The organism is Variovorax sp. FG153 (assembly GCF_057809595.1).
Window position 1 is genome coordinate 44,932 of record NZ_JBMDKG010000054.1, and the last position, 11,553, is coordinate 56,484.

An 11,553-nucleotide genomic window follows, 5' to 3' on the forward strand; every position below is an offset into this window, starting at 1 on the left:
GTCGGAAAGCACCATGTAAAACCGGGGCACGCGGCCCCGGTTCGTGATGCGGCGAGAGCGCCGGGGCCTACTTGCCCCAGCTGTCGCGCATGCCCGCCGCGCGGTTGAACACGCGCTGCCCGGCGGCGGCCGCCTTGGCGTCGAGCACGAAGTAGCCGTGGCGCTCGAACTGGAAGGCCGCCTCGGGCTTTGCGTCGGCGAGCGAGGGCTCGACATAGGCCGCGCAGACCTCGAGGCTGTGGCGATTGAGCTCCTCGAGCAACTCGCCGCTGCCCGGGTTGGCTTCGGCGAACAGCCGCTCGTAGAGCCGCACCTCGGCCTGCACCGCGTCGGCCACGGCCACCCAGGTGATGTTGCCCTTGACCTTGATCGCGTCGGCGCCCGGGGTGCCGCTCTTGGTGTCGGGCACCAGCTTCGCCTGCACCTCGATGAGCTTGCCCTCGGCATCGCGCGTGGCGCCGGTGCACTCGATGACGTGGCCGTACTTGAGCCGCACCTTGTTGCCGGGGAACAGGCGGAAGAAACCCTTGGGCTGGACGTCCTCGTAGTCGGTGCGCTCGATCCAGACCTCGCGGCCCAGCTTGAAGGCGCGCTTGCCGAGTTCGGGATGGTGCGGATGGATCGGTGCCGAGCAGTCGTCGAGCGCAGCGTCGCCACCCATGAGTTCGCCCCAGTTGGTGATCACCAGCTTGACCGGGTCGAGCACCGCCATCGCGCGCGGCGCCACGGGGTCGAGGGTGTCGCGCAGCGCGGCCTCGAGCGCGGCGTAGTCGATCCAGCCGCCCGACTTGGTGGTGCCGCTGCGTTCGCAGAACAGGCGCAGCGCCTCGGGCGTGTAGCCGCGGCGGCGCAGGCCGGCCAGCGTGGGCATGCGCGGGTCGTCCCAGCCGTCGACGTGCTTTTCTTCCACCAACTGGCGCAGCTTGCGCTTGCTGGTGAGCACGTGCGTCACGTTGAGGCGCGCGAATTCGTACTGGCGCGGGTGCGGGCTGGCGATCAGGCCGCCTTCGGCGAGGCGGTCGAGCAGCCAGTCGTAGAACGGGCGCTGGTCCTCGAACTCGAGCGTGCAGATGCTGTGGGTGATCTGCTCGAGCGCGTCCTCGATCGGGTGCGCGTAGGTGTACATCGGGTAGATGCACCACTTGTCGCCGGTGTTGTGGTGCGTGGCCCGGCGGATGCGGTAGAGCGCCGGGTCGCGCATGTTGATGTTGGGGCTCGCCATGTCGATCTTGGCGCGCAGGGTGGCGGCGCCGTCGGCGAGCTGGCCGTCGCGCATCTCGCGAAAGCGCGCGAGATTCTCCTCCGGCGTGCGGGTGCGGTAGGGGCTGTCGGTGCCGGGCTTGCCGAAATCGCCGCGGTTGGCGCGCACCTCCTCGGCCGACTGCTCGTCGACATAGGCCAGGCCGGCGCCGATCAGGTATTCGGCCGCGCGGTACATGAAGTCGAAGTAGTCGCTCGCGAAGTACTCGTGCGGCTGCATCACGCCGGGTGCGCTCGGGCGGTCGGCCAGGTAGGTCTCGTAGCCGAGCCATTCCACGGCGTCGCGGATCGAATCGACGTATTCCTGCTCTTCCTTCTCGGGGTTGGTGTCGTCGAAGCGCAGGTGGCAGACGCCGCCGTACTCGCGCGCGAGCTCGAAATTCAGCCAGATGCTCTTGGCGTGGCCGATGTGCAGGTAGCCGTTGGGCTCGGGCGGAAAGCGCAGGCGGACCCGGGCCGGATCGCTCATGCCATGGGCGTGGTGCTCGGCATCGCCCGGGGCCCCGCCCCAACGGCGGCCGGCGTAGGCGCCCTGGGCGAGGTCGTTTTCGATCACGTGGCGCAGGAAATTGCTGGGTGCAGCGGGTGTTTTTGCGACGTCTTTGTCGGTCGGGGAGGTCATCGACGCATTCTAATTAGGGGACTCTTCAGGTTACCTTTGGCAACGCTCTTCACAATGTGGCGGGCAACCACTTTGCATTTGGCGCGTTCAATACGTACATGGGCAGCGAATGCCCACCCTACAAGGAGTCCAACATCATGAGCGTCACTCGTTCTACCTTCTTCAAGTGGGCCGCCGCAGGCGTCGTCGCCGCCGGTGCCTTGTTCGCGGCCACCTCGGCCAGCGCTCGCGGCGACGTGAGCTGGTCCATCGGCGTCGGCGTTCCCGGCGTGTCGGTGGGCGTGGGCGCCCCGGCCTATTACCCGGCGCCGGTCTACGCGCCGCCGGCCCCGGTCTACTACGCGCCGCCCCCGCCGGTGTACTACCGCCCGCCGCCGGTCTACTACCGTCCGGCCCCGGTGTACTACGCGCCGCCGGCCTACTACGGCCCGCGCTACTACGGTCGCGGTTACTACCGCGGCCATGGCCACTGGCGCTGAAATGCCACGGTAGACGTGAGCAAATGAAAAAGCCGGTTCCTCGGAGCCGGCTTTTTCTTTGGGCGACGCACCGGCCCGGATTTCACATGGCGCGAAAAAGATGGGCGTAGAGCCTGCTGACCGGGATCCGCTCGGGCCGCCCGCGCAGGTCGAGGGCGAGCTTGCCGGCCTCGTCGCGGTGCACCGCCTCGATGGCCGAGGCGCGCACGACGACCGCGCGGTGCACCTGCCAGAAGGTCTGCGCATCGAGCTGCGGCAGCAACTGCTTGAGCGGCGTGCGGATCAGGTACTCATGGTCCGTGGTCAGCACTCGCAGGTACTTGTCGGCGGCCTCGAAATACAGCACCTCGTCGATCGGCACCATGCGCACGGTGCTGCCGCCGGCATCGCTGGCGGCGATCATGCGCAGCGGCGCGGCCGAGGGTTCGGGCAGCGGCGCGACGGCGCCACCCGCTGCCGCCAGCACCTCGCGCCAGCGCGCGAGCGTGCGGTCCAGCGCCTCGTCGGGCGGCGCTTCGGCCGTCGGCCGCGCGGCCAGCGCCTGCTTGAGCCGCGTCACCGTCTTGCGCAACCGATCGGGCTGCACCGGCTTCAGCACATAGTCGATCGCCTGGGCTTCGAAGGCGCGGGCCGCGTACTCGTCGTAGGCGGTCACGAAGACCAGCTGCGGCATCGGTGCCTCGTCCGCGGGCCAGGCATCGGCCAGCTCGGTGGCGGCGCCCAGGCCGTCGAGGCCCGGCATTCGGATGTCGAAGAACAGCACCTGCGGCAGCAGCCGCAGCGCCTCGCGCACGGCGCTGCGGCCGTCGCCCGCGATGGCGGCGATCTTCAGCTCGGGCCAGGCGGCGGCCAGTTCGGCCTTCAGCGCCTGCGCGAGCAGCGGTTCGTCCTCGGCGATCAGCGCGGTGGGGGAGGTGGCAGTGTTCATGGCGTGGGGGAGGCGGCCGGCGCATCGCCGGCGGAGGAAGCCTGCAGCGGAAAGCGCAAGGTGGCGCGGGTGCCCTTGTGCTCGCCGGGCGCGAGCGTCAGGGCGGCGCGCGGCCCATAGACCGTGGTCAGCCGCTCGCGCACCTGTTCGAGGCCGAAGCCGCCGCCGTCGCGCGACGTCGACGGCGACGGCGACGCGGCATCGAGCCCGACGCCGGTGTCGCTGAGTTCGATCACCAGCAGCTCGCCCTCGCGGCGCGCGCGCACCGCGATCTCGCCGCCCTCGACCTTGGGCTCGAGGCCGTGGCGGATGCTGTTCTCCACCAGCGGCTGCAGCAGCAGCGGCGGCACCGGCACCTCGCGCAACTCGGCCGGCAGCTCGAGCGTGTAGCGCAGCCGTTCGCCCATGCGCACCGACATCAGCTCGAGGTAGTCGGCCAGCCGGTCGAACTCGGCCCCCAGCGGGTGCGCGAGCGTGCGCGAGCCGCTGAGGGTGACGCGCAGGTAGCTGTTGAGCCGGTCGAGCATGGCCACGGCGCGCGGCGGATCGAGCGTGATCAGCACCCGCAGGTTGGCCAGCGTGTTGAACAGCATGTGCGGCTCGAGCTGGGTTTCGAGCAGCTTGAGCCGTGCCTCGGTCGCATCGCGCCTGGCTTTTTCGATCTGGCCCTGCAGGTGCTTGCTCTTGCCGAGGCTGTAGAAGAAGAAGCAGGCGCCGGCGGTGGCGACCAGCGTGATGGTGAGCGTGGTCGCCAGCTTGTGGCCGCGGTAGTCGAGGAAGTCGAGCAAGGGGGCGCCGCTCCAGGCGTCGCCGATCAGGTTGCCGAGCAGGAAGCCGGCGGTCACGCCGAAGCCGATCAGCGCGATGCTCTGCGGGCCATGCGGCCAGAGCACTTCGCGGTGGCCGCTCATCAGCAGCCGGCCGCCGTCGATGCACAGCCAGCTGATCAGGCCGATCGACATCGAATAGACCATGTGGTTGACCCAGCTGCGGCCGCTCGAGATGCTGAGCGCGGCCGCGATCAGGCAGCAGAAGACGGCGGTGATCAGCCCGTGCCGCAGCAGGTCGCGCAGGTTCTCGGTGCCGAACCTGGGGCGGGCGGCGGCAGGGGCCTGGCTCAACGGCGCTCCCCGGCGGCCAGCGCGCGGCGCTCGCGTTCGACCAGGCGCTCGTAGAAGTCGCCGCCCGGCGCGATGAACCAGATCACGGCGCCGTGCACCAGCAGCCCCAGGCCCCAGCCCATCAGCGGATAGACGGCCCAGGTGTGGCCCTTCGAGGCCGACAGCACGACCAGCCCGAGGTTGACCAGCACGTAGACGAAGGCATGGATGTACCAACCCATCTTGGCGCCGGCGCGGCGGCGGGCGCGCTTCTCGAGCTCCGCGGGAGAGGGGGACGAGGACATGTTCATGACGGCTCCTTGATCTGGACGGGAATGAAATCGGGGGCGGGGACGGGCGCCGGGGCTTGCACGGCCGCGCGCCGGCGCAGCTCCTCGGTGGTCTCGCCGGGCCCGTCGGGGTTCCAGCCCGGCGGCTTCACGAGGTAGCCGACGAAGGCGCGCACCGAGCGGGCCGAGGCCAGGTCCTCGAACAGCGCGCGCCATTGGCCGAACTCGATCTCGAGCAGGTTGTACGAGGTGATCGGCTTCACGAGGCCGTAGCGGCAGGGCAGGTCGGCGTGTTCGGGGATGTAGGTGCCGAACAGGCGGTCGAACACGATCAGCACGCCGCCGTAGTTGCCGTCCAGGTACTCGAGGTTCGAGGCATGGTGCACCCGGTGCGCCGAGGGCGTGTTGAGCACCCATTCGAGCGGCCCGAGCTTCGGGATCCAGGCGGCGTGGATCCAGAACTGGTAGAGCAGGTTCAGCGTCAGCATGATCAGCACCACGCGCGGCGGCATGCCCAGGAGCGGCGCCAGCATGAAGAAGGCCAGTGTGCCGGTGAGCTTGCCGGTCCAGCCGAAGCGGTAGGCGGCCGACAGGTTGAGCTCGTTGGGCGAATGGTGGATCGCATGGGTGCACCAGAACCAGCGCACCCGGTGCGCGGCGCGGTGGTACCAGTAGTAGCAGAACTCCTGGCCGATGAAGCAGGCGGCCCAGCCGGTCCAGTGGTCCATCGGCAGGGTGATGAGGCGGTGCGCGTAGAGCCAGTCCATGGCGCCGACCCAGAAGGCCAGCGGCAGCAGCCAGCGCAGCGGGTATTCGCGCACCAGGAAGTCGAACACCGAGATGCCGGCCGCCTTCCAGTCGTAGCCGCGCCAGCCGTTGCGCCACGAGAGCACCAGTGCTTCGGCCAGCGAGGCGATCAGCACCACGGACACCGAGATCTTGAGGATCAGCACGAGGACGGACATGGCGCTTCCTGCAGGCGGATGGGGAGGGAATGGACGGCGGCGATCTTAGGCGGCGCCGGCCCGGCTGGCCATGGCGTCGGTGGCGATCGCCAGCTTCCACAGGCGCAGGGCGCGGGCCGCGAAGATGCCGCTGAAGGCGCCGTAGAGCACGGGGATCGCGACCGCGAAGACGCTGTCGTGGCGCAGCTCGGGGTGCATGGCCAGCGCCACGCCCACCACGTACTTGGTGAAGAAGATGCCCATCATCAGCGCCAGCGGCACCGCGCTGCCGGCCAGGTGGAAGCGGCGCGCGGCGGCGTCGTAGCGGGTGCTCGCGGGCAGCGGGCGCCGCAGCACCAGCGCGATCATCACGGCCGCGGCGGCGGCCCAGCCGAGCAGGGCGCCGAGCGAATCGCCGAAGGCCGAGGCCACGCCCATCAGCGACAGCGCGCCCATCGCGATCGGCATCAGCGTGATGCGCGTCAGGCCCACGCTGCCCGACAGCAGCTGCTTGCTGCCGAACCAGACCAGCAGCGCGAAGACGGCGAACACCCACTTGGGCGTATGGAGGAGGATCTGGATCAGCATGGAAAGACTCCTGGATCGGTTGAAGGGTTGAAAGGCGGACGAAGGGTTCGGGAGAAAGGATGGAGGCCCGGTGGCGTCGGAGCGGACTGTGCCGGCCCGCTCGCGGGACTGCCACGGTGTTGCGATGAAATGCGGGGCCGGCGGCGCGAAGTGCCTGCCGGCGGCGCGAAATGCGCGCGGCTTCGAGCGACGCCGGAACGGCACGCCGTCCTGCGGCAAGCGGGGGTCCGCGAGCTTTACCGCCCGTTTACGGCACAGCAAACTCTGCATACACCTTTTGGCGCTGTACTCTAGGCCGCACCCGATCAGGCTCTCTTCTCTCTCCCATGGATCCCCAAACGCCTCCCGAACCCCTGCCGGCCACCGTGTCGCCCACGCATCCCCAGGTCCGTCGCCGCCGCTGGTTCGGCAGCCTGATCGCGCTGATCCTGCTCGTGGCGCTGGGCGGTGGCGCCTGGTACCTGGTGCAGCGCTCGAAGACGCCGGCGGCCGGTCCCGGCGCCGGGCCTGGCGGGCCGGGCGGCCCGGGCGGGCGGCCCGGAGGCGGGCGAGGCGGCGGTGCCGCCTCCAGCACCGTCGGCATCGCGACCGCGCGGCAGGCCGACATCCCGATCCAGCTCGAGGCGCTCGGCACCGTCACGCCGCTGGCCAATGTCACGGTGCAGCCGCAGGTCTCGGGCGTGCTCACGCAGGTGCTGTTCCAGGAAGGGCAGATGGTCAAGAAGGGCGACGTGCTCGCCACCATCGACCCGCAGCCCTACCAGAACGCGCTGGCCCAGGCCACCGGCGCGCGCCAGCGCGACGAGGCGCAGCTCGCCGCGGCGCGCGTCACCCTGCAGCGCTACCAGACCCTGCTGGGCCAGGATTCGATCGCGCGCCAGGACGTCGACACCCAGAGCGCGCTGGTCAAGCAGCTCGAGGGCACGGTCGCGATCGACCGCGCCAACGAGAACAGCGCGCGGCTGAACCTGGCCTGGACCCGCATCGCGGCGCCGGTCGGCGGCCGCATCGGCCTGCGGCCGGTGGACGTGGGCAATTACGTCTCGACCGGCACCAGCGGCGGCGTGGCCGTCATCACCCAGATGGCGCCGATCGACGTGGTGTTCTCGGTGCCGCAGGACCGCGTGCCCGAGGTCCAGCAGCGACTGGCCGCCGGCGCCAGGCTGCCCGCCACCGCCTTCGACCGCGCGCGCGTCAAGCAGCTCGCCACCGGCAGTTTCTCCACGCTCGACAACCTGGTCGACACCCAGACCGGCACCGTCAAGGCCAAGGCGCGCTTCGCCAATGCCGACGGCGCGCTGTTCCCGAACCAGTTCGTCAACCTGCGCCTGCTGCTGCGCACCGTGACCAGCGCCGTGGTGGTGCCGGTGACGGCGATGCGCAACGGCCCGAACGGCGACTATGTCTATGTGCTGAACGCCGACAACACGGTGTCGCAGCGCGTGGTGACGCGTGGCGAATCGAGCGTCGACAACATCGCCGTGACCGCCGGCCTGAATGCCGGCGAGGTGGTCGTGACCGAGGGCGGCGACCGCCTGAAGGACGGCGCGCGCGTGCAGACCCAGGCCGACCGGCCCGCGGTCGCGCCCGGTGCCGCCGCCAATGGCCAGCACCGTGGCGGGCGGCGCCAGCGCGACGGCGCGCAGGGCGGGCAAGGTGGACAGGCCCCGGCCGGTGGCGCCGCGTCGTCCGCCGCGCCCGCGCCGGGCACGGCACCCGCTGCTCCAGCGGCGGCACCGGCAACGGCGCCGGCCCCCGCGGCCGCACCCGCCACCGGTGCCCAACCGGCCGCACCCACCGCCGCCTCCAAGCTCCCCACCGCCGAGCAGCGCCAGCGCATGCTCGACGCGGCCAAGGACGACCCCGAGCAGCTCGAGCGCCGCAAGCGCTTCCTCGAACAGCTCGACCGCGGCGACCCGGCCGCGCTCGAGCGCTGGCAGCGCATGGCCGAGCGCCAGGGCCAGGGCGGCCAGGGCGAGGGCCGCCGCCAGGCGCCGCAAGGCCAATGACGCGCCGGCCCTCCGCCTCGGCATCTCCCGCCGCGCCGCCCGCAGCGCCCTCGACGACGAATTGAATCCATGAGCCCTTCACGCCCGTTCATCCTGCGGCCGGTGGCGACCTCGCTGCTGATGGTCGCCATCGTGCTGGCCGGCCTGGTGGCGTTCCGCTTCCTGCCGCTGTCGGCGCTGCCGCAGGTCGACTACCCGACGATCCAGGTCCAGACGCTCTACCCGGGCGCCAGCCCCGAGGTGATGAGCAACACCGTCACCGCGCCGCTGGAACGCCAGTTCGGCCAGATGTCGGGGCTCGACCGCATGAGCTCCACCAGCGCGGCGGGCGTGTCGATCATCACGCTGCAGTTCACGCTGGGCCAGACGCTCGACGTCGCCGAGCAAGAAGTGCAGGCCGCGATCAACGCCGGCGGCTCGCTGCTGCCGGCCGACCTGCCGGCGCCGCCGGTCTACGCCAAGGTCAACCCGGCCGACGCGCCGGTGCTCACGCTGGCGATCACCTCCGACACCCTGCCGCTGACCGAGGTGCAGAACCTCGTCAACACGCGACTGGCGCAGAAGATCAGCCAGGTCTCGGGCGTGGGGCTGGTGTCGCTCAGCGGCGGCCAGCGGCCCGCGGTGCGCATCCAGGCCAACACCCAGGCACTGGCGGCCAACGGCATCGGCCTCGACGCGCTGCGCACCGCGATCAGCGCGGCCAACTCCAATGGCGCCAAGGGCAGCTTCGACGGCCCCAAGCGCGCCTACACCATCAACTCGAACGACCAACTGCTCACGGTCGACGACTACAAGAACCTGATCGTCTCGTACAAGAACGGCGCGCCGATCCGCATGGTCGACGTGGCGCGCGTGGTCAACAGCGCCGAGAACAACCAGCTCGGCGCCTGGGCCGGCACCAAGACGAACGGCGATGCCGAGGGCACGCTCACGCCCGCGATCATCCTCAATGTGCAGCGCCAGCCCGGCGCCAACGTGATCGCCACCGTCAACGCCATCAAGGCGCAACTGCCCGAGCTTCAGGCGGGCATGCCCGCGGGCCTGAAGGTCGAGGTGCTGAGCGACCGCACGGCCGGCATCCGCGCCTCGGTCGAGCACGTGCAGATGGAGCTGGTGCTCGCCGTCGTGCTGGTGGTGCTGGTGATCTTCGCCTTCCTCGGCAGCCTGCGCGCCACCGTCATAGCCAGCATCGCGGTGCCGATCTCGCTGATCGGCACCTTCGGCCTGATGTACCTGCTGGGCTACAGCCTCAACAACCTGAGCCTGATGGCGCTGACCATCGCCACCGGCTTCGTGGTGGACGACGCGATCGTGATGATCGAGAACATCGCGCGCTACATCGAGGAGGGCGAGAAGCCGCTGCAGGCCGCGTTCAAGGGCGCCACCCAGATCGGCTTCACCATCATCTCGCTGACGGTCTCGCTGATCGCGGTGCTGATCCCGCTGCTGTTCATGGGCGACGTGGTCGGGCGGCTGTTCCGCGAGTTCGCGGTCACGCTGGCGATCACGATCCTGATCTCGGCCGTGGTGTCGCTCACGCTGGTGCCGATGATGTCGGCGCGCTGGCTCAGGCACGAAGCGAAGAAGGATCCCGCCAACCACGGCATCGCCGCGCGCGCGCAGCGTTTCTTCGACGGCGTGATGACGCGCTACGACCGCTCGCTGCACTGGGTCATCGACCACCAGGCGCTCACGCTGCTGGTCGCGCTGCTCACGCTGCTGCTGACCGTGGCGCTCTACCTCTCGATTCCCAAGGGCCTGTTCCCGACCCAGGACACGGGCCAGCTGCAGGCGCGCATCGAGGCCGCGCAGGACGTCTCGTTCGACCGCATGTCGCAGCTGCAGCAGCAGGCCGCGCGCGCCGTGCTGGCCGACCCCGACGTCGAGAACCTCAGTTCCTTCGTCGGCGTCGACGCCGCCAACAACACCATGCTGCACACCGGCAGCATGCTGATCAACCTGCGCCGCGGCCACGACAACCAGCAGGCGGTGATGGACCGCCTGCGCGAGCGCGTGCGCGGCGTGGCCGGCGTGACGCTCTACCTGCAGCCCACGCAGGACCTGACCATCGACGCCGAGACCGGCCCCACGCAGTACCGCGCCTCGCTCGAGGGCGTGGACAGCGCCGCCATCACCGGCTGGATGCAGCAACTGGTGGCGAAGCTGCAGGCCGAGCATGGCGACAAGGTGCGCAACGTCAGCAGCGATGCGGGCGCGCAGGGGCTGGCGGCCTTCGTCAACGTGAACCGCGACACCGCGGCGCGGCTGTCGATCACCGCGAGCACGGTCGACGACGCGCTCTACAGCGCCTTCGGCCAGCGCATCGTCTCGACCATCTTCACCGAGACCAACCAGTACCGCGTGATCCTCGAGGCGCAGCCCGGCATGGTGAACACGCCGCAGACGCTGGGGCAGCTGAGCCTGATCGCCGGCTCGGGCAGCGCGACGCCGCTGTCGGCCATCGCGGACATCAGCGAGCAGCAGGCGCCGCTGCAGATCACGCACGTGGCGCAGTACCCGGCGAGCACGCTGAACTTCGATACCGCGCCGGGGGTGGCGCTGGGGTCGGCGGTCGACACGATCCGCGCGACGGCGAAGGAGATCGGGTTGCCGAAGAGCATCACGATGACCTTTCTCGGTGCCTCCGGGGCTTACGAGAAGTCGCTGTCGAACCAGCTGTGGCTGATCCTGGCGGCGGTGGTGTGCGTGTACATCGTGCTGGGGGTGCTGTACGAGAGCTACGTGCATCCGCTGACGATTCTGTCGACCCTGCCATCCGCTGGGGTGGGAGCGCTGCTGGCGTTGATGGTGACGGGCAACGACCTGGGGGTGATCGGGATCATCGGGATCATCCTGCTGATCGGGATCGTGAAGAAGAACGCGATCATGATGATCGACTTCGCGATCGATGCGGAGCGCACGGAGGGCAAGTCTCCCCGGGAAGCGATTCATCAGGCGGCGTTGCTGCGGTTTCGGCCAATCTTGATGACTACGCTGGCTGCCTTGTTTGCTGCCGTGCCTTTGATGTTCAGCTTTGGGGATGGCGCTGAGTTGCGGCGTCCTTTGGGGTTGGCTATTTTTGGGGGGTTGATCGTTAGTCAGTTGCTGACTTTGTTCACTACGCCTGTTATTTATTTGGCGTTTGATCGGTTGGGTGGGGCGCGGCGGTCGGGGGTGGTTGAGGAGGAGGCGGTTTGAGGCTTCTTTCTCGTCAGGCTGCAGTGTGTTCTTCGGTTGCTTTCCCTGCGGGCGCCGTTGGCCGGGATTTCGCCCCGGCAGGCGAGTCACTTTCTTTTGTCTCGCCAAAAGAAAGTAACCAAAGAAAAGGCGACC

Annotated in this window: 9 protein-coding genes; 3 read left to right on the forward strand and 6 right to left on the reverse strand. The window is 69.5% G+C overall.

What is annotated here, in order from left to right; translation table 11 throughout:
* Positions 1 to 67: 67 nt before the first annotated feature.
* Positions 68 to 1,882 (reverse strand): glutamine--tRNA ligase/YqeY domain fusion protein, encoded by a 1,815-nt coding sequence (locus ACODT0_RS36035; RefSeq protein ID WP_057592852.1) that lies wholly within the window; start codon positions 1,880 to 1,882, stop codon positions 68 to 70.
* 137 nt (positions 1,883 to 2,019) lie between these two features.
* Here ACODT0_RS36035 and ACODT0_RS36040 point away from each other — a divergent pair, with 137 nt between their 5' ends.
* Positions 2,020 to 2,361, forward strand: coding sequence for a hypothetical protein (locus tag ACODT0_RS36040; protein ID WP_261217399.1), 342 nt, complete (start codon positions 2,020 to 2,022; stop codon positions 2,359 to 2,361).
* An 82-nt stretch (positions 2,362 to 2,443) separates the two neighbouring features.
* Here the strand turns inward: ACODT0_RS36040 and ACODT0_RS36045 are convergent, their stop codons facing one another.
* From ACODT0_RS36045 to ACODT0_RS36065, 5 genes are read right to left on the reverse strand one after another with little or no spacing between them, the layout of a single operon-like run.
* The gene (locus tag ACODT0_RS36045; protein ID WP_489043441.1) at positions 2,444 to 3,289 is read right to left on the reverse strand and encodes a LytR/AlgR family response regulator transcription factor; all 846 of its coding nucleotides are present in this window, start codon (positions 3,287 to 3,289) and stop codon (positions 2,444 to 2,446) included.
* Positions 3,286 to 4,410, reverse strand: coding sequence for a sensor histidine kinase (locus tag ACODT0_RS36050; RefSeq protein WP_489043442.1), 1,125 nt, complete (start codon positions 4,408 to 4,410; stop codon positions 3,286 to 3,288). The genes ACODT0_RS36045 and ACODT0_RS36050 overlap by 4 nt, the downstream gene beginning before the upstream one ends.
* Positions 4,407 to 4,700 (reverse strand): 2TM domain-containing protein, encoded by a 294-nt coding sequence (locus ACODT0_RS36055; protein ID WP_057592849.1) that lies wholly within the window; start codon positions 4,698 to 4,700, stop codon positions 4,407 to 4,409. The genes ACODT0_RS36050 and ACODT0_RS36055 overlap by 4 nt, the downstream gene beginning before the upstream one ends.
* Positions 4,697 to 5,644: a sterol desaturase family protein gene (locus ACODT0_RS36060; RefSeq protein ID WP_489043443.1), complete on the reverse strand. Its 948-nt coding sequence runs from the start codon at positions 5,642 to 5,644 to the stop codon at positions 4,697 to 4,699. The genes ACODT0_RS36055 and ACODT0_RS36060 overlap by 4 nt, the downstream gene beginning before the upstream one ends.
* Before the next feature lie 45 nt (positions 5,645 to 5,689).
* On the reverse strand, positions 5,690 to 6,211 hold the full coding sequence (locus ACODT0_RS36065; protein ID WP_489043444.1) for a DUF6622 family protein: 522 nt from the start codon (positions 6,209 to 6,211) through the stop codon (positions 5,690 to 5,692).
* Between the two features lie 326 nt (positions 6,212 to 6,537).
* On the opposite strand from ACODT0_RS36065, the gene ACODT0_RS36070 reads away from it, so the two are divergent.
* Together ACODT0_RS36070 and ACODT0_RS36075 are read left to right on the forward strand one after the other, a co-directional pair.
* The gene (locus ACODT0_RS36070; RefSeq protein WP_489043445.1) at positions 6,538 to 8,220 is read left to right on the forward strand and encodes an efflux RND transporter periplasmic adaptor subunit; all 1,683 of its coding nucleotides are present in this window, start codon (positions 6,538 to 6,540) and stop codon (positions 8,218 to 8,220) included.
* Positions 8,221 to 8,289: 69 nt separating this feature from the next.
* The gene (locus ACODT0_RS36075; RefSeq protein WP_479670390.1) at positions 8,290 to 11,418 is read left to right on the forward strand and encodes an efflux RND transporter permease subunit; all 3,129 of its coding nucleotides are present in this window, start codon (positions 8,290 to 8,292) and stop codon (positions 11,416 to 11,418) included.
* Positions 11,419 to 11,553 lie beyond the last annotated feature (135 nt).